Annotated in this window: 19 protein-coding genes and 1 tRNA gene; 14 read left to right on the forward strand and 6 right to left on the reverse strand. The window is 34.7% G+C overall.

Annotated elements, in window-relative coordinates; translation table 11 throughout:
- The first annotated feature begins 30 nt into the window (after positions 1 to 30).
- A complete protein-coding gene (gene dnaN / locus JS605_RS00145) occupies positions 31 to 1,149 on the forward strand; it encodes a DNA polymerase III subunit beta (RefSeq protein ID WP_203255687.1) in 1,119 nt (372 codons plus the stop codon).
- A gap of 197 nt (positions 1,150 to 1,346) precedes the next feature.
- Here dnaN and JS605_RS00150 read toward each other — a convergent pair whose 3' ends face one another.
- Entirely contained in the window at positions 1,347 to 1,733 is a 387-nt protein-coding gene (locus tag JS605_RS00150; RefSeq protein WP_239000214.1) for a DUF4870 domain-containing protein, read from the reverse strand.
- A 127-nt stretch (positions 1,734 to 1,860) separates the two neighbouring features.
- Between JS605_RS00150 and JS605_RS00155 the strand changes: the two genes are divergently transcribed.
- From JS605_RS00155 to JS605_RS00175, 5 genes are all read left to right on the forward strand, one after another.
- On the forward strand, positions 1,861 to 2,628 hold the full coding sequence (locus JS605_RS00155) for a DUF3108 domain-containing protein (protein ID WP_203255688.1): 768 nt from the start codon (positions 1,861 to 1,863) through the stop codon (positions 2,626 to 2,628).
- Positions 2,629 to 2,632: 4 nt separating this feature from the next.
- Positions 2,633 to 2,974, forward strand: coding sequence for an FUSC family protein (locus JS605_RS00160; protein WP_203255689.1), 342 nt, complete (start codon positions 2,633 to 2,635; stop codon positions 2,972 to 2,974).
- Between the two features lie 119 nt (positions 2,975 to 3,093).
- Entirely contained in the window at positions 3,094 to 4,143 is a 1,050-nt protein-coding gene (locus tag JS605_RS00165; RefSeq protein ID WP_203255690.1) for a M28 family peptidase, read from the forward strand.
- 25 nt (positions 4,144 to 4,168) lie between these two features.
- Positions 4,169 to 5,191 (forward strand): M28 family metallopeptidase, encoded by a 1,023-nt coding sequence (locus JS605_RS00170; protein WP_203255691.1) that lies wholly within the window; start codon positions 4,169 to 4,171, stop codon positions 5,189 to 5,191.
- 13 nt (positions 5,192 to 5,204) lie between these two features.
- Positions 5,205 to 6,191 carry an MBL fold metallo-hydrolase gene (locus JS605_RS00175; RefSeq protein WP_203255692.1) on the forward strand — a complete coding sequence of 329 codons (987 nt, stop codon included), beginning with the start codon at positions 5,205 to 5,207 and terminating at the stop codon, positions 6,189 to 6,191.
- An 89-nt stretch (positions 6,192 to 6,280) separates the two neighbouring features.
- Here JS605_RS00175 and rpsT read toward each other — a convergent pair whose 3' ends face one another.
- The 3 genes from rpsT to proS form a co-directional block, all read right to left on the reverse strand.
- The gene (gene rpsT / locus JS605_RS00180) at positions 6,281 to 6,532 is read right to left on the reverse strand and encodes a 30S ribosomal protein S20 (RefSeq protein ID WP_203255693.1); all 252 of its coding nucleotides are present in this window, start codon (positions 6,530 to 6,532) and stop codon (positions 6,281 to 6,283) included.
- A gap of 23 nt (positions 6,533 to 6,555) precedes the next feature.
- Positions 6,556 to 6,627, reverse strand: a tRNA-Glu gene (locus JS605_RS00185).
- A gap of 114 nt (positions 6,628 to 6,741) precedes the next feature.
- Positions 6,742 to 8,220 carry a proline--tRNA ligase gene (proS, locus tag JS605_RS00190; protein WP_203255694.1) on the reverse strand — a complete coding sequence of 493 codons (1,479 nt, stop codon included), beginning with the start codon at positions 8,218 to 8,220 and terminating at the stop codon, positions 6,742 to 6,744.
- A 99-nt stretch (positions 8,221 to 8,319) separates the two neighbouring features.
- On the opposite strand from proS, the gene JS605_RS00195 reads away from it, so the two are divergent.
- From JS605_RS00195 to JS605_RS00220, 6 genes are all read left to right on the forward strand, one after another.
- Positions 8,320 to 9,585, forward strand: a complete 1,266-nt coding sequence (locus JS605_RS00195; RefSeq protein ID WP_203255695.1) for a hypothetical protein — start codon at positions 8,320 to 8,322, stop codon at positions 9,583 to 9,585.
- Positions 9,586 to 9,716: 131 nt separating this feature from the next.
- Complete coding sequence (locus tag JS605_RS00200) at positions 9,717 to 11,240, forward strand: OmpP1/FadL family transporter (RefSeq protein ID WP_203255696.1); 1,524 nt, start codon at positions 9,717 to 9,719, stop codon at positions 11,238 to 11,240.
- Between the two features lie 317 nt (positions 11,241 to 11,557).
- On the forward strand, positions 11,558 to 12,232 hold the full coding sequence (gene folE, locus JS605_RS00205; protein ID WP_203255697.1) for a GTP cyclohydrolase I FolE: 675 nt from the start codon (positions 11,558 to 11,560) through the stop codon (positions 12,230 to 12,232).
- A 42-nt stretch (positions 12,233 to 12,274) separates the two neighbouring features.
- Entirely contained in the window at positions 12,275 to 13,756 is a 1,482-nt protein-coding gene (cysS, locus tag JS605_RS00210; protein ID WP_203255698.1) for a cysteine--tRNA ligase, read from the forward strand.
- 108 nt (positions 13,757 to 13,864) lie between these two features.
- Complete coding sequence (gene yidD, locus JS605_RS00215; protein ID WP_203255699.1) at positions 13,865 to 14,089, forward strand: membrane protein insertion efficiency factor YidD; 225 nt, start codon at positions 13,865 to 13,867, stop codon at positions 14,087 to 14,089.
- Positions 14,090 to 14,266: 177 nt separating this feature from the next.
- Complete coding sequence (locus JS605_RS00220; protein WP_203255700.1) at positions 14,267 to 14,668, forward strand: nuclear transport factor 2 family protein; 402 nt, start codon at positions 14,267 to 14,269, stop codon at positions 14,666 to 14,668.
- 64 nt (positions 14,669 to 14,732) lie between these two features.
- Here the strand turns inward: JS605_RS00220 and JS605_RS00225 are convergent, their stop codons facing one another.
- Positions 14,733 to 15,110, reverse strand: a complete 378-nt coding sequence (locus JS605_RS00225; protein WP_203255701.1) for a Fur family transcriptional regulator — start codon at positions 15,108 to 15,110, stop codon at positions 14,733 to 14,735.
- 232 nt (positions 15,111 to 15,342) lie between these two features.
- Here JS605_RS00225 and JS605_RS00230 point away from each other — a divergent pair, with 232 nt between their 5' ends.
- Complete coding sequence (locus tag JS605_RS00230) at positions 15,343 to 15,849, forward strand: hypothetical protein (protein ID WP_203255702.1); 507 nt, start codon at positions 15,343 to 15,345, stop codon at positions 15,847 to 15,849.
- A gap of 76 nt (positions 15,850 to 15,925) precedes the next feature.
- Here JS605_RS00230 and JS605_RS00235 read toward each other — a convergent pair whose 3' ends face one another.
- The gene (locus tag JS605_RS00235) at positions 15,926 to 16,390 is read right to left on the reverse strand and encodes an Lrp/AsnC family transcriptional regulator (RefSeq protein ID WP_203255703.1); all 465 of its coding nucleotides are present in this window, start codon (positions 16,388 to 16,390) and stop codon (positions 15,926 to 15,928) included.
- A 153-nt stretch (positions 16,391 to 16,543) separates the two neighbouring features.
- On the opposite strand from JS605_RS00235, the gene metE reads away from it, so the two are divergent.
- Positions 16,544 to 18,841, forward strand: coding sequence for a 5-methyltetrahydropteroyltriglutamate--homocysteine S-methyltransferase (gene metE / locus JS605_RS00240; protein ID WP_203255704.1), 2,298 nt, complete (start codon positions 16,544 to 16,546; stop codon positions 18,839 to 18,841).
- Positions 18,842 to 18,890 lie beyond the last annotated feature (49 nt).

Consider the following 18,890-nt stretch of genomic DNA (forward strand, 5'->3'; position numbering starts at 1 on the left):
ATATAAGACTTCTAAAAAATATAAAGACGAATGAAATTTATTGTATCAAGTACTTACCTTTTAAAACAATTACAGGTGTTGGGTGGTGTAATCAATAGTTCTAACACATTACCTATTTTAGATAATTTTTTATTTGAGTTAGATCATACAAAACTAACCGTTTCTGCAAGTGATTTAGAAACAACCATGTCCTCTACATTAGATGTGGAGAGTGATAGTGAAGGTAGCGTTGCTATTCCTGCACGTTTATTGCTAGATACTTTAAAAACATTCCCAGAACAACCATTAACCTTTATTGTTGAGGATAACAATACGGTTGAAATTAGCTCTAACCATGGTAAATATGCTTTGGCTTATGCCAGTGGAGATGAGTTCCCAAAAGCAGTTGCTCTAGAGAATCCAAGTAAAACAGTTATACTAGGAGATATTTTAGCTACCGCCATAAGCAAAACTATTTTTGCCGCTGGAAATGATGATTTACGCCCTGTAATGAGTGGTGTGTTTTTTCAGTTTTCTACAGAAGGCTTAACGTTTGTGGCTACTGATGCCCACAAACTAGTTAAGTATACAAGGGAAGATGTAAATGCGAGTCAAGTAGCAGAGTTTATCATGCCTAAAAAACCGCTAAACTTACTAAAAGGCATTCTTGCTGCTAGCGAAGATGAAGTTACCATCGAGTACAACGACTCCAACGCTAAATTTACTTTTGAAAATTCTGAATTGATTTGCCGTTTAATCGACGGTAAATACCCAAATTATGAGGCTGTAATACCAAAAGAAAATCCCAATAAGTTAGCGATAGACAGAACTCAATTTTTAAACTCAGTACGTCGTGTTAGTATTTTCTCCAATAAAACCACACACCAAATACGATTAAAAATTGCCGGAGCAGAACTTAATATTTCTGCAGAAGATATTGATTACAGCAATAAGGCAGAAGAGCGTTTAACATGCGATTATCAAGGTGATGACATGCAAATAGGGTTTAACTCACGTTTTTTAACCGAGATGTTAAATAATCTAGGGTCTACAGATGTACAATTAGAAATGAGCATGCCTAATCGTGCAGGGATTCTAACCCCTGTGGATGGTTTAGATGATGGAGAACAAATTACAATGCTGGTAATGCCTGTGATGTTGAATAGTTAATACCATTCCTGCGAACGCAGGAATCTCGATATATTGAAGAAGCAGTAATCTTAATTTGAGTTACTGCTTTTTTGTTATGGGTTTTAAGAAACATATAAATCTATTATTAAGTATTTTAGACTAACCAACGCAATTTTATAACTAAACAAAAAACGCCCACCGTGAAGTGAGCGTTTAGTTTATCTCATTTTTTCTAACTAACTAATAAAATTAAGAGATAAAGGGTATTTTGGAGTTTCGCCATTATTAGCCTTGATTGCATTTATAATAGGAAAAACTATAGATACGATTCCTAAAACAATTAAACCTAAAATGCCTAGACCAAATAATAAAATTAATGGAATACAAATAAGGCAATACACAAGCAAACTCAATTGGAAGTTTATAATGTTTTTACCATGTTCGTCCATTTGGTATACCTTTTCTTTTTGTGTTACCCACAGAATTAGTGGCACTATTAAACTACCAAATCCTATAACTAGTGAAATTAACTGGCTTAAATGAGTAACTACGATTAATTGATTGTCTTCTCGTTTCATGATGATGGTCATTAAAAATATTTGATTGATATTTATATGACGCATCTTTTTAAAGATTGTTACAGGTAAAAACAGGAATTATTTATCCCAAATTAGCATAATAATATTTCGCATTGTATTTTCGGCACAATAAATGTTAATGTTTTCGTTATAAACACAAAATACCAAGTAAATGAAACACTTTCTTATTGTTCTGCTCTTTTTAGGAAGTTTTATATCCTCAGCTCAAAATACCGCCATTGCAGCTGGCGAAAAACTGGTATATACAGCATCATACAATATGTCGGGAGTGTTGAACGACATTGCCCAAGTAACTTTAGAAACCAGTAATGTAAAAACATCAAAAGCTACACTTTTACATTTAAAATGTAAAGCCGTAACCTATAAAAAATGGGATAACTTCTTTAAAATTAGAGACCTATACGAAAGTTATGTAAACCCAAAAACACTAACCCCTTATTTATACAAAAGAGACATCAACGAAGGTGGCTATTACAAAAACATGAAATACACCTTTAGCCATAAAACAAATACAGTAAAATCAGTACAAACCAAAAAGAATGATTGGGTTGAAAAAAAAGATATTAAGATCAATTCTGGAACTAAAGATATTGTTGCTACTTTGTATAAAATCAGACTCTTTGATTATGAATCTATGGCTGTGGGAACAAAAAAATCATTTACGGTAATTTTTGATAGAAAAGAAATAAATGCGCAAATTACCTATTTAGGAAAAGAGACCATAAACACAGCAATAGGCAGTAAAACATGTTACAAAATCGCTGTTGGCAGTAACGACACCAATGTCATAAAAAATAATAGGAACAATATAGTATGGCTTACTGCTGATGCCAATAAAATAATGGTTTACGGAAAGTTTAAAATCCCTGTTGGTAATGGAGAACTTAAGATAAAATCTGCAACTGGTCTAAAAAATTAAAGAAATGAAACAAGTATTTACCATTTTAGCTGTGATAGCTTCAGCTCTAACTATTATCTTTTCCGTATTACCCATCTCAAATTTGGCCATATTCCCCGGAATAACTGCTCTAATTTTTGGATTAATTGCATTTTACCTCTCTAAAAAAACAGGTAAGGTTAAAAAGATTATTCAATTTTCTTTCCTATTAACTATCATGGCATTAGGACTAACAACCTATAAGGCAATTTTCACAAAAACAGAGGTTGGAAATACAGAAGCTTTGGTTGAAAAAGAAACCGAATCTAAACAAGAAGCTATAGAAGAACTTGAAGAACTTGATCTAGAAGATATTGAGATAGAATAGTAGGCTTTTTTTTACGTTTAATTCATATATTTGTACAGCTTAAAAAAACTGGTATAAAGTTTTCTCTCACTGAAAAGACGTTTTGATTGTGAGTTGCTTTTGAATAAAATCAAAACAACATGAAATTTGCTTACGTTATCTCTTTTCTAACGCTTGTTGGTACTTGTGCTACGCCAAGGTATTCTGAAAGGATAGAAAACCTCCAAAATAACATCTCTATGGTAGACAGCATTCAAGTAAAACAATATGCTGAAACCATAACAGTTAACGAACTCAAGAAGTTGCTATACAAATTTGCTTCAAAAGATTTTGAGGGTAGAATGACGGGAGAGCCAGGTCATAAATTAGCAGCAGAGTTTATAAAATCATACTATATTAACCTTGACATTCCTTCCCCTTTTGCCAATAATAATTATTTCCAAGGCATAGCTAAATCCTATTTTCCTAAAGATATTAAAGCATCAGAAAATGTTTTAGCATATATTAAAGGAGCTGAAAAACCTGAAGAGATTTTGGTTTTATCTGCACATATGGATCATGAAGGCATTGTAAAAGGAGAGGTTTATTACGGTGCAGATGATAATGGCTCTGGAACTGTGGCCTTACTAGAAATAGCTGAAGCTTTTAAAATGGCTGCCCAAAATGGACATAGACCAAAACGAAGCATATTATTTGCGCATTTTACAGCCGAAGAAATAGGCAAATACGGTTCTGAATTCTATACTGAAAATCCTGTTTTTCCTCTAGAAAACACAATTGCCAATCTAAACATTGATATGATTGGTCGTACAGATAATAGGCATACTGAAGACGATAATTACATCTATTTAATAGGCTCTGACCGACTTAGTAAAGAACTCCATTATATCTCTGAAGCCGTTCAGGAAGCTTATGTTGATATCGATCTAGATTATAAATACAATGCGTTAAATGACCACAATCATTATTATTCCAGATCAGATCAATACAACTTTGCAAAAAAAGATATCCCAGTAATTTTCTATTTTAGTGGTGAACATGAGGATTATTCTAAACCTACGGATACCCCAGACAAAATAAATTACGAGTTATTGGCTAAACGCACCAAACTAATTTTTGCTACAACATGGCAATTAGTTAACCAAGATGAACGCGTAGCAATTGACGAAAATAGTATATTTTTCAACTAATTTAGTTGTCCTAAAATCATAAATCATGAAAAAGACAAGTTTCTTCATAATGTCAGTGTCTTTAATACTTCTGTTAATTAGCTGTAAAAAGGCTAATAAAAGTACCAGTACCAGAAGTACTATTAATCCAGAAATTTACGCAAAAACAATAACTGCCAGCGAACTCAAGGAAATGCTTTACACATATGCTTCAGATGAATTTGAAGGCAGAAAAACAGGAGAAGCTGGACAAAAAAAAGCAGTTAATTTCATTAAAGAACAGTATGTTAATAATGGTATCTTATCCCCTATCGCTGAGGGCGACTATTTCCAAGAAATTCCTGTAGAATATTTTAAAAATAGAGCAGATAATGCTTCTGAAAACGTAATAGCATATATTAAGGGTCATGAAAAACCTGATGAAGTTTTAGTGATATCAGCTCACCTAGATCACATAGGAATTACAGAAAGCGGAGAAATTAATAACGGTGCTGATGATGATGGCTCTGGGACAGTTGGTATCTTAGAAATAGCTGAAGCTTTTAAATTAGCTGAAAAAGATGGATTTCCACCAAGACGTTCTGTTATGTTCTTGCATGTAACAGGCGAGGAAATAGGTTTATTTGGCTCTAGATATTACACTGATGAAGACCCTATTTTTCCTTTAAAAAATACGATTGCTAACCTAAATATTGATATGATTGGTCGTGTTGATGAAAAACACAAAGGCAAACCAAATTACCTGTATTTAATAGGCTCAGATAGATTGAGTACAGAACTACACAATGTTTCAGATTCTATTAATAAAACCACAGTAAATCTAAACTTGGATTATACTTTTAATGCTAAAAACGACCCCAATCGTTTTTACTACAGATCAGATCACTATAATTTTGCGAAGCATAACGTTCCAGCTATTTTTTATTTTAACGGTACACATGATGATTACCATAAGCCTAGTGACACTCCAGACAAAATAAACTATGAGTTTTTAGAGACAAGAACCCAACTTATTTTTTACACCGCTTGGGAATTGGCCAACCGAGGAGAACGGATTAAATTAGATTAATTCCTCTTTAAGTATGACATACGCTAAAACTTTATACCTTTTGTTTTTTACAACTATTCTTTTTAGTTGTGAACAAAATAAAGCTTCAGCCAAAGCAACGACTAAAGACACTTTCTTAAAAGAAACACATGTAAACAAAACATCAATCGTTATACTCGGCACAACACAAGATGCAGGAGCTCCACAAATAGGATGCAAAAAGACATGTTGCGCCAACTTATTTAACAACGTTAAGAATAAAAATCATGTAGTATCTCTGGGATTACTAGATGCAGAAAACAATAAAGCTTACCTTTTCGAGGCTACTCCTGATATTGGAGCACAAACAAAAATATTAGATGAATTAAAAATTAAAAACACCCCTTCCCTAATAGATGGAATCTTTATAACACACGCGCATATAGGACATTACACAGGTTTAATGTTTTTAGGAAAAGAGGCGATGAACTCGCAAAAAACACCTACCTATGTAATGCCTAAAATGAAAACTTTCCTTGAAGAAAACGGCCCTTGGTCTCAGGTAGTGAAAAATAAAAATATCGTCTTACACAGCATAGAGCATCAAAAACCTGTAAAATTATCAAGTACAATAGAAGTTACTCCTTTTTTAGTACCACATAGAGATGAATTTTCAGAAACCGTTGGATATAAAATTAAAGGCCCAAACAAAACAGCATTATTTATTCCCGATATAGACAAATGGGAAAAATGGAATCAAAATATAGTAGAGGAAATAAAAAAAGTAGATTACGCTTTTTTAGACGCTACGTTTTTTAATGCCGAAGAGATAAACAACAGAGATATATCCCAAATTCCGCATCCTTTTGTAATTGAAAGCCTAAAAAAATTCGAGCGCCTCGATTCTCAAGAGAAAAATAAAATTGTTTTTATTCATTTTAATCATACAAACCCACTATTAAGGACAGAAAGCAACGAAAGCAATTTAGTCTTAAAAGAAGGATTTAAAATTGCGAGACAATTGGATGTATATGAATTATAACGTTAAAATCACTACAGGAAAGTATATCCCAATAAAAAACCACTCTAGATAGAGTGGTTTTTTAAATATATTATATAACTATTTTACTACTATAAAGCAGCAATATGCTTTGCTAAACCTGATTTTAAATTTGCTGCCTTATTAGCATGAATAACATTTTTTTTAGCTAATTTATCTAACATTGAAACAACCGAAGGAAACATCGCTTCTGCTTCTTTCTTATCAGTTAATTCACGTAACTTTTTAATAGCATTACGCGTAGTTTTGTGTTGGTATTTGTTTAACACACGCTTAGCTTCGTTACTTCTAATTCTTTTTAAAGCTGACTTATGATTTGCCATTTATCTTTTTCTTAATTTAATTGTAGCCCGTAGGGGAATCGAACCCCTCTTACCAGGATGAAAACCTGGCGTCCTAGCCGATAGACGAACGGGCCATTTGGTTATTTACTATTTTAAATGAACCTACAATGTTTCCATTGCGGATGCAAAAATACAACTATTTTTAAATGTTGCAACAGTAGATGAAACTTTTTTGAAAAAAATTTAATCTAGTAAGCTTTTGCAAATAAAACACGCTTGTTTGATGGCTTTCCCGAATACACACAAACACCTTCTTCTACTTTTGCTTCCAAAGGAATACAGCGGATTGTAGCCTTGGTAAGCTCTTTTATTTTATCTTCGGTTTCGTTGGTGCCATCCCAATGTGCAGAGATAAAACCTCCTTTAGTTTCTAAAACTTCTTTAAACTCCTCAAAAGTATCCACAGTTGTAATATGCGAATCCCTAAACTCTAAAGCCCTATTAAAAAGATGCTCTTGTATCTCTTCCAACAAATCCTCTACAACAACGGTTATTCTATCTAAAATTACGGATTGCTTCTCTAAAGTATCCCTCCTGGCCACTTCAACGGTTTCATTTTCTAAATCTTTTGGTCCAATAGCAATACGTACGGGAACACCTTGTAATTCATGCTGCGCAAATTTAGCACCGGGGCGTAATGTATCCCGTTTATCAAACTTAACAGAAATACCTCTATCCCTTAAGTCGCTTATGATATCTTCAGCCACTTTACCAATAGCTTCAAATTGCTCATCATTTTTATAGATAGGCACTATAACTACTTGATAAGGCGCTAGGTTTGGTGGTAACACCAAGCCATTATCATCACTATGTGTCATAATTAAAGCTCCCATCAAACGTGTTGAAACACCCCAAGATGTAGCCCAAACATAATCTTGCTTACCTTCCTTATTCGCATACTTTACATCAAACGCTTTTGCAAAATTCTGACCTAAAAAGTGAGATGTACCAGCTTGCAGTGCTTTACCATCCTGCATTAAGGCTTCTATACAATAGGTATCCTCCGCACCAGCAAAACGTTCGCTTTCAGACTTAACACCTTGTACTACAGGAATAGCCATAAAGTTTTCTACAAATTTTGCATACACACCATTCATCAACTTAGTTTCTTCAATAGCTTCAACTTTAGTTTCATGAGCTGTATGTCCCTCTTGCCATAAAAACTCCGCAGTACGTAAAAATAAACGCGTACGCATTTCCCAACGCACCACATTTGCCCATTGGTTGATTAATATAGGTAAATCTCTATACGATTGAATCCAATTTCTATATGTGTTCCAAATAATAGCCTCACTTGTGGGACGTACTACCAATTCCTCTTCCAATTTAGCTTTAGGGTCTACCCTAAGCTTCCCTTCATTCTCAGGATCAGATTGTAGTCTGTAATGTGTTACAACCGCACATTCTTTAGCAAAACCTTCAGCATTTTTTTCTTCGGCTTCAAATAAACTTTTGGGCACAAATAATGGAAAATACGCATTTTGATGTCCTGTTTCTTTAAACATTCTATCTAATTCTGCCTGCATTTTTTCCCAAATAGCATAGCCATAAGGTTTAATAACCATACAACCCCTCACTGCTGAATTCTCCGCCAAATCTGCCTTGACAACCAATTCGTTATACCATTTGGAGTAATCTTCTGCCCTACTCGTCAATTTTTTTCCCATATCGCTTTTTTGGCACAAATATTGTGACTATGTTAAATAAAAAAATAGTTGCGCAAAACTAACTATTTTTGTTATGTTCAACAATTAAATTATAGAGATATGCAAATTAATAACTACTTAAAATCGAAAATACAATTCGCGGCAATCCTAGGGTTGTTCTTCGGATTAGTATCTTGCGGTTCCTACCAATATGTGGGTGTTGACAATGATGGGATTTACGGAGGGACTAATGATAATGCGCAAAATCAAGTAAAAGTTGTTGATGCAAGCAAAAATGCAGAAGGTAATGATTACTATGAAAATTACTTTAAAAACAAAGCTCAGGAATATGAAATTGCAACTGATAATGGTGCAATCTTCACAGATATAGATAGCTACAGCAGCGGTAATGAAAACCTTGCTGTAAACGATACTATATACAACGATTATCAAGGCTATGCCGGATGGGGACAAACCAATGATAATGTTACCATAAACATCGTAGACAACGGTTGGAACAACTGGGGTTGGGGATGGGATCCATGGTTTAACGCTGGCTGGGGTGGTGGCTTCGGTTGGGGTTGGAATAACTGGGGCTGGAATCGCTGGAACCGTTGGGGCGGTGGCTTTGGATGGGGCTGGAACGACCCATGGTTTAATGCTGGCTGGGGCGGAGGCCTTGGTTGGGGCGGTGGCTTCGGTTGGGGCTGGAATGCTTGGTGTCCTCCAGGATTCTATGGAAATAGGTTTTTTGCTGCCAACAGATTTGGTAATACATTAGCATTTAATAATTCAAGAAGAGGCGGTGCTTCTCTGTACGGTAGAAACACTAGTGCCAATAATACATTAAGAAGAAGTAGCATAGCCAGTACAAGGCGCTCTTCAACTACTGCAAGAAGCTCAAATTCTAATGTGAGATACAATAGCACATCACGCAGAACTAGTGTTGCAAGTAACAATAGAGCTTCAAGATACAATAACAACACAACAACGTCTAGATACAGCACAGCTCGAAGAACCAATAGTACTAGAGTAAACGGCACATCGTCTAGAGTAAACCGTTCTAGCTCCCCTACTACAATTAACAGAAATTCTACCGTGAGAAGAAGTAGTTCAAGACAGCCGTCTTACTCACCCAATAGATCTTCATCTAATTCAAGTAGTAGATATTCAGCTCCTATCAGAAGAAATTCATCCTCTTCATATTCAAGAGGTGGATCTTCTAGCCGTAGCTCAAACTACAGCAGAAGCTCTTCAAGCAGTAGAAGCAGTTCTTATTCAAGATCTTCTTCGCCATCAAGAAGTTCTGGATCTTACTCCAGATCATCGGGTAGCTCCAGAAGCTCAGGAGGCTCAAGAAGTTCCTCTGGAGGAAGAAGACGTTAATACATCTTAAAAATCAACACAATTTAATATGCCTAAATCATGTTTAAAATAATCATATTGCTTAATAGCAGTGATTATTTTAAACATACCCAGGCTACTTTTGCCCAATACACATCAAAAAAAATGAACATATGAAAAAGCTCCAATTATTTTACATAGCATTTTTATCCATATCGGTAATGTACAGTCAAGATATTAGCGATGCGTTACGATATTCTCAAGATAACATTCAAGGAACAGCTCGTTTTAGAGCATTAAGTGGTGCTTTTGGTGCCTTAGGAGGCGACATGAGCGCAGTGAATATAAATCCTGCAAGTTCAGCTGTATTTAGCCAAAGCCATGCTTCGTTCTCATTGGCTAATTCTGAGTTAAACAATAGTACACGATATTTTAATGGCGCGGGAAATACCAACGATTCTAATTTTGATTTAACGCAAGGAGGTGCTGCTTTTGTTTTTAAAAGTACCAGTAACTCACCTTGGAAAAAGTTTACACTTGGTATAGCATACGATAGAACAAACAATTTTGATGATAGTTGGTTCGCTGTTGGTACTAATACTAACAGTAACAACTTTAATAATACCATTGGTAGTTATTTCTTTGATTTCGCCAATGGATTGCGTTTAGATGAAATCTCTGCATTTCCAAATGAAACCTTGGATGAAGCATACATCAATATTGGTAATGACCTTGGTTTTGCACACCAACAAGGGTTTTTAGGGTTTGAATCTTTTATACTAGATCCAGAGGTAAATGCCGATAACAACACAAACTACTTACTTAATGTTGCCGAAGGTAACTTTAATCATGATTATACTTTTATATCGACTGGTTACAACGGTAAAATTGCGGTAAACTTTGCAGGACAATATGGAGATGATTTATATTTAGGAGCCAACTTTAATTCTCATTTTATTGATTATGATCGTTCTACCTTACTATTTGAAGACAATAATAACGCAGGATCGATCATAACTGATGTTGAATTTGAAAACAACCTATCTACAAGAGGCTCTGGATTTTCATTCCAATTAGGTGGTATTTTAAAATTAAGTGATGAATTTAGGGTAGGTGTAACTTATGATTCTCCTACTTGGTACACCATTGAAGAAGAGACCTCACAATTTTTAGGAACTATAGGAAACGATGGCGATCCTATAAATGTTTCCATCAACCCACAAGTTACCAACATTTACCCATCATACAGATTACAAACCCCTTCAAGAATTACAGGTAGTGCCGCTTATGTGTTTGGGCAAAAAGGTCTTATAAGTTTTGATTATTCAACAAAAAACTATGGTGCAACTAAATTTAGACCTGACAATGATTTTTCAGGTTTGAACGCTGACATCAGTGACGTATTAACCACTGCTTCTACATACAGGCTTGGTGGCGAATATAAGCACAAACAATTTAGCTTTAGAGGTGGTTACAGATTTGAAGAAAGTCCTTATGTAGATGGTGTTACTGTTGGAGACTTAACTGGTTTTTCTTTAGGTTTTGGATACAATTTTGGAAACACAAGATTAGATGTTACATACGACAAATGGGAGCGTACAGACCAAACCCCGCTTTTTAATGTTGGCTTAATTGATGCTGCAACTATAAACAGAGAGAACTCCAACATCACATTAACTCTAGGATTTAATATTTAAATTCTAAATTTTAGATACAATAAATTGAAAGCCTGAACCCACACAAGTTCAGGCTTTTTTTGTAATTATTTTAAACAAAAAGGGACTTACCTTAGTAGCACAAAATAGTATAAACAAACGGAACTGCGTTAGGGATTGAACGGTATGTGGAGCTCCCGACCTAAGGAGGAGCGACTAGTGAAAGCCCGACCCTTGTGGTAACGCCCAAATTATAGGAGAAATATAGATTATTTCTTATCACTTATTATTAACATTGCGTTTGTGAGCTAAAATTAAGAAATGCTTATCTTTGCAAATTAAATTTTCAGTTATTAATTATGAAATTTGACGATTTAGAAGAGTTTGATGCTTATGGTGATGAACATATTGGGTCTTCAGAAGACACACCAATGCGTAGCGATGCCTTTAAACTTACAAATGAAGAAAAGATAGACATCATTAAGGATGATGTACGTCACATCATGGAAACACTGGGTTTAGACTTAACAGACGACAGCTTAAGTGGTACGCCAAACCGTGTAGCAAAAATGTTTGTCAATGAGATTTTTGGTGGTTTAGATCCTAAAAGAAAACCTAGCGCTTCTACTTTTGACAACAAGTACAAATATGGAGAAATGCTAGTTGAAAAAAACATTACCGTGTATTCAACTTGCGAGCACCATTTGTTACCCATTGTAGGTAGGGCACATATAGCTTACATTTCTAACGGTACAGTGGTTGGTTTATCTAAAATGAACCGTATTGTAGATTATTTTGCCAAACGACCTCAAGTACAGGAGCGTTTAACTATTCAAATCGTAAAAGAGCTTCAGGATGTTTTAAACACTAAAGATGTGGCATGTGTTATTGATGCTAAGCACCTTTGTGTGAATTCTAGAGGCATACGCGATATTGAAAGCAGTACAGTGACCTCTGAATTTGGCGGAAAATTTAAAGATATGGCTACACGACGTGAATTTTTGGATTATATTCAACTAGACACTCAATTTTAACACATATTAGCTCCAAATACTAGTTCATCAATCAACCAAAACATGGCGTTATACCAAACAAATCAAATAAAAATATATAACTCCCTCTCTGGACAAAAAGAAACTTTTAAACCTATAAACGAAGGACATGTAGGCATGTATGTATGTGGCCCCACTGTTTACAGCTATGTGCATTTAGGGAACGTGCGCACCTTTATGTCTTTTGATATGATATTTCGTTACCTTAAGCATTTAGGTTTTAAAGTACGTTATGTTAGAAATATTACGGATGCAGGTCATCTAGAAAATGATGAAGATGCAGGTGAGGACAAAGTAGCTAAAAAAGCACGTCTAGAACAAATTGAACCCATGGAGGTTGTACAAAAATACACTGTAGATTTCCATAACGTACTAGACACTTTTAATTTCCTTCCTCCTAGCATAGAACCTACAGCGACTGGTCACATTATTGAACAAATTGAATTGATAAGTAAAATTATAGAGAATGGTTTTGCTTACGAAGTAAATGGCTCTGTATATTTTGATGTACACAAGTTTAATGAAACCAGCAAATATGGTAAGCTAAGCAAAAGAGTACTTGAAGATTTAATACATAACACACGTGCATTGGATGGGCAAAGTGATAAAAAAAATCCTCAAGATTTTGCACTTTGGAAAAAAGCAGAACCACAGCATATTATGCGTTGGCCTTCACCTTGGAGTGACGGCTTCCCTGGCTGGCATTTAGAGTGTACTGCAATGAGCACAAAATACCTAGGAGATAAGTTTGATATACATGGTGGTGGTATGGACTTAAAATTTCCGCATCATGAGTGTGAAATTGCACAAAATGAAGCTGCTAAAGGATGTTCTCCAGTTAACTATTGGATGCATGCCAACATGTTGGAATTAAATGGCGCAAGAATGTCTAAATCTACCGGAAATACTGTAAACCCTCATGAATTACTTTCTGGCGAGAACAAGTTTTTCAGCAAGCCATTCGCTCCGGGAGTTATACGCTTTTTTAATGCACAATCATCCTACCGAAGTGTTTTAGATTTAACCGATGATGGTTTACTTGCCAGTGAAAAAGGCTTTTACAGGTTAATGGAAGGCATGAAATTGTTAAATAACATTAAAAGCTCCAAAAGCTCTACTTTTGATGTTGCTGCATGGAAACAAAAGTGTTACGATGCTATGAATGATGATTTTAACTCACCTATTCTTATCTCACATTTATTTGAGGCCGTTAAATACATAAACCAGATAAAAAAAGAAAACGCAACAATATCAGCAGAGGACTTAGAACTATTAAAAACTACCATGAGTGCTTTTGTTTATGATGTACTAGGTTTGGAAAATGTGACCGAGACCAACTCTGGCGGAGATAAACTTGCAGGAGCTGTAGATGTTTTAATAAAACTAAGACAAGAAGCTAGAGTTAATAAGGATTTTGCTTTATCAGATAAGATTCGCGATGAACTTGCTGAAGTTGGTATTGTTTTAAAAGATGGTAAAGACGGTACTACGTTTTCGGTTAACTAAGTATTTTGATGAATTAGTTTGTGCTACGTTAGAGCAATCTAAATGCTATCCAATAGGTAAGAATAAACCCTTCCAAGATTCTTAAAAGATTTCAGAATACCAGTAGCCATGCTAAAAAAAATACTCATAGCACCGTTTCTATTACTGATAAAAGTATATCAAATCTTCATATCACCTTTAACACCAGCCACGTGCAGATACCAGCCTACCTGTTCCCATTATAGCATAGAAGCCTTAAAAAAACATGGGCTTTTTAAAGGCGGCTGGTTAGCCCTCAAGCGCATTTTTAGTTGTCATCCCTGGGGAGGTTCTGGGCACGATCCTGTACCTTAATTAAACTTTTTTACACTAAGATAAATCAGCTATCTTCGTTTAATACCATTTCTAACATTAATAAGAAGATAACAATGAAACCACTGTTTTTTTTTAGTAGTTATCCTATGCTTTGGAATAACACATGTTACAACTGCGCAAGAACACTCTCCAGATCAGGAAAAAATATATAAAAAGTTGGACGATTTTCATGATGCCGCTAAACATGCAGACAAGGAAAGGTACTTAAGTCATTTCGCCAAAGATGCTGTTTATATGGGAACTGACGAGTGGGAACGCTGGCCACTAATCCCAGATTTCACAGATTATGTAAGTGAAAGGTTCGATAAGGGCGGTTGGTCTTACCATTCCATTAACAGAAAAATTTATGTTTCAGAAAATGAGGATTTTGCTTGGTTTGATGAGATCATGGTTTCAAACAATAGTGGTAATCACTATCGTGGATCTGGGGTACTACGCAAAGAAAAAGGCAAATGGAAATTTACTCAGTATATTCAAAGTTTTATGATTTACAATGAGCTTTGGAATAAAGTAAACGAACTAATGCAACAGGAAAAAATCAAAAAAGAGAAAAACTAGAGAGCTATAAAATATTTGGTATGTTTATCGTATTTAATATCAAAAGGCTTTAAACATCCAACGCTTAAGAAGCACAGTTTTCACATTTCCCTGTCAACAAGATAGAGGCAGATTCTATATTATATTTTGCAACCTCTGGTATAGTTATATCAATAGGCAGACATTCTGTTTTACCACAATCCTGACATTGAAAATGAGGATGCGTATCTAAATGATCTGTGTGTGATGAACCACATAATGCATACCATCTCAGTCCATCTACTCCTGCAAAAGAATGTAAGACCCCCTCATTTTCCATGCGTTCAAGAATACGATACACTGTAGATTTATTCATTTGGCCCTGAAACCTTTCCACTAATTCCAGCGTAGATACGGCTGTTTTAGACACCTCAAATACATGAAGCAATGCTTTTACTGATTTCGTTTTTCTAATTACACTCATATTACAAATTTATTGCAACTTTGTTGCATTTTAAAATATTTTAACCTTTTATGAACACATAAATTCTTATTAGTTATTATTCAATACATAGTATTAAACTCTTCTTGTCTTTGGGTTATTTTTCAACTACTTTCGTTAGCCTTTAATATAAGCTATTAGAACAAAGCGTATCTTTAAGTCATATTAAAAAAATGACTCGTAACTTAGTTTTACAAATTATGATTAAAGCTTTATGAAAGTAAACATTAAATTGATAATAAAAATATCTTACATAGTAATTCTATCAAACCCAATACTTTATTGCCATGGACAGAATGGTAGTAATACAGATAAAACAGAACACTTTAAAACAAAAAGATTTGATGTTATGATTTTTCCATACAGATATTACGAATTTGGAGGAAAAGCATACACCCCCACTAAAAAAGATATTTTACGTGCTGAGAGACAACTAAATAAACACTTAAAAACACTAAATAAAGCATTAAAAAACCAAGACGGCCCTATAATTATTCATGAGAATTTGGATAAATATAAACGTCAATATTTTGGATATATCAATGAGGAAGGGCACCGAATTTTACATATAAACTCTTTTTGGCACACTTTAGCAAGCAAAGAGGAAGACTGGAACCAAGGAAGAAGATTATCGTTTCATGGAGGTTGTTTATATTGGAACATAAAATACAATGTTGACCAAAAAAAATTATTCGGTTTAAATATTAACAATAAAAGCTAATAAATAACTGAGTAGGATTGAGAATTACTTTTTAAAAAATTCAATTATAAACTTCCCTATCTTAACTTAAAAACGATTACCCCAATGGCACTGAAAATGATTGTTTAATAACACCCATAACAAATGTACTATGGGCACTCCCAATGTTTTTAATTGATCCTAAATCATTGAGCACAAAATCTTGATAATGTTTCATATCACTCACTAAGACCTTTAATCTAAAATCATAATCTCCAGAAATATTATAACACTCGCACACATACTTTAAAGACATAATCTCCTGCACAAACTGAACACCAATTGCCTTAGTATGCTCTTTTAGAGTAATATCACAAAATACAACAAGCCCCTTTCCTACTTTTTCAGCTTCAACCAATGCCACGTACTTTTTTATGATACCTTCTCTTTCCAAACGTCTTACCCTCTCGTAAACGGGTGTTGGGGAAAGATGCACTTGCCCTGCCAGTTCTTTTGTTGTCAACTTTCCGTTTTGTTGAAGTAGCCCCAATATCTTCAAATCAATTTCGTCCAAATCAGCCATAGATGAATTTTCTTTTAGTGTATCAAATCATCACAAATTAAAGTTAATTTATCTAATTAAACAATTTTAAAAGAGTATTCATCTAAAAATATGATTTCAAATAAATATTATAACTACTATATGTAGTTTTGAAAGAAATTTAAAATAAATACAATGAAATCGATTATCTTAGGATATCCCAGAATAGGGGAAAAAAGAGAGCTTAAAAAAGCTATTGAAAAGTACTGGAAAGGCAAAACTTCGGAAGAGGAATTATCTAACATTAGCAAGAATATTAGAGAAAAAAATTGGCTAGAACAAAGTAAGCTTGGTGTTGACCTTATTTCTTCAAATGATTTTTCGCTCTACGACCAGATGTTAGATATGTGTATCACTTTAGGATGTATCCCTGAGAGATTCTCAAACCTTAGAGGGTTGGAACAGTATTTTGCCATGTCTAGAGGAATACAAAAAGAAGACATAGATGTAATTGCTATGGAAATGACTAAGTGGTTTGACACTAACTATCACTTTCTTGTTCCTGAGTTTAGTAAAGACCAAAGTTTTTCATTAAATGCCGAAAAAATCATTAATGAATATAAAGAAGCTTTTGCTCTCGGTATCAATACAAAACCTGTAATTATTGGTCCAGTAACTTTTTTACTTTTAGGTAAAGAGAAAGAAAGCGGATTTAATAGCCTCGAATTATTAGAAAAGGTATTGCCTTTATACGGGCAATTAATTAAAACAATTGATGCCTTAGGAGCAGAATACATTCAGATTGATGAGCCAATTTTGGCAACAGACCTAGATACGAAGGGACAGGAAGCTGTTAAACGTTCTTACGAATATTTTGGAAACTTAAATACCAAGGTAAAATTAATTCTTGCCAATTATTTTGATTGCTACGGAGAGAATTTAGACCTTACTTTAAAATTGCCTGTAGATGTTATTCATTTAGATTTAGTACGCTGCAGGAAACAACTAGAGGATATTTTAACACATCCGTCTTTAAACAGAGACAAAATCCTCTCGTTAGGTGTAGTTGATGGAAGAAATATTTGGAAAAATAATTTTAAAACATCGCTCCAAGCCATTGAACAGGTAAAAGAAAAATTACCAGCAGAAAATATTTGGATAGGAACATCTTGTTCCTTGCTTCATTCGCCTTTAAACTTAGATTTTGAAACAGGACTTAACCCTGAAATAAAGCAATGGTTAGCATTTGCAAAGCAAAAAGTAGATGAGGTAGTTACACTTAAAACACTAGCTGCTGATGAAAATAATACGGTTGCTATTGAAAAATTAAGAACTAATACGGCCGCTATTGAAAGTAGAAAAACGTCCAGTCTTATCCATAACGAAATTGTAAAAAAGCGTGTAAACACCATTACAGAGGCAGAGGCCAGACGTAAAAACGTATTCTCTATTCGTAAAGAAAAACAGCATAAAACATTAAATCTACCTTTATTTCCAACCACTACAATTGGCTCATTCCCACAAACTAAAGAAGTACGTGCGTGGAGAGCGAAGTTTAAAAATGGAAGCCTTGACAAAAATGAATATAACAAACTATTAAAAGAAGAAACTGAAAAAGCCATCCGAATCCAAGAAGACATTGGAATTGATGTATTGGTGCATGGAGAGTTTGAAAGAAATGATATGGTAGAGTACTTTGGCGAACAATTAGACGGTTTTGTATTTACACAAAATGGATGGGTACAAAGCTACGGAACACGATGTGTAAAGCCTCCTATTATTTATGGAGATGTATCCCGCCCACAACCAATTACTGTTGAATGGTCTGCTTACGCACAATCACTAAGTAATAATTGGATGAAAGGAATGCTTACGGGACCCGTTACCATATTACAATGGAGTTTTGTGAGGAATGACCAACCACGTTCAGAAACCTGCACACAAATAGCATTGGCAATTAGAGATGAAGTTTCCGATCTTGAGAAAGCAGGCATAAAAATAATCCAAATTGACGAACCTGCATTTAGAGAGGGGTTACCGTTAAGAAAAGAAAACTGGAACACATATCTTAACTGGGCAGTAAAGGCATTTCGTATAAGCTCTTCTTCTGTGCAAGACGAAACCCAGATTCATACACACATGTGCTATTCGGAGTTTAACGATATCATACATAGTATTTCTAACTTAGATGCAGATGTTATTACGATTGAAACATCTCGTTCGCAGATGGAATTATTAGATGCTTTTGTTGAATTTAAATATCCTAATGAAATAGGCCCAGGGGTTTATGACATTCATTCCCCAAGAGTACCATCGACCGAAGAAATGGAACAGCTATTGGAAAAAGCCCAAGCTGTTATCCCTACTGATCAACTTTGGGTAAACCCAGATTGTGGTTTAAAAACACGTAACTGGCCTGAAACTAAGGTTGCCCTAAAAAACCTTGTAAAATCAGCAAAACATATGAGGATAAAAGCATTGCAAGAGGTATAAAAAGTATTGTTATTTTATCAGGCCATAGCGGGGTTGTACCTCGTCTATG

Origin of the sequence: Hyunsoonleella ulvae, assembly GCF_016827605.1 — a bacterium.
GTDB lineage: Bacteria > Bacteroidota > Bacteroidia > Flavobacteriales > Flavobacteriaceae > Jejuia > Jejuia ulvae.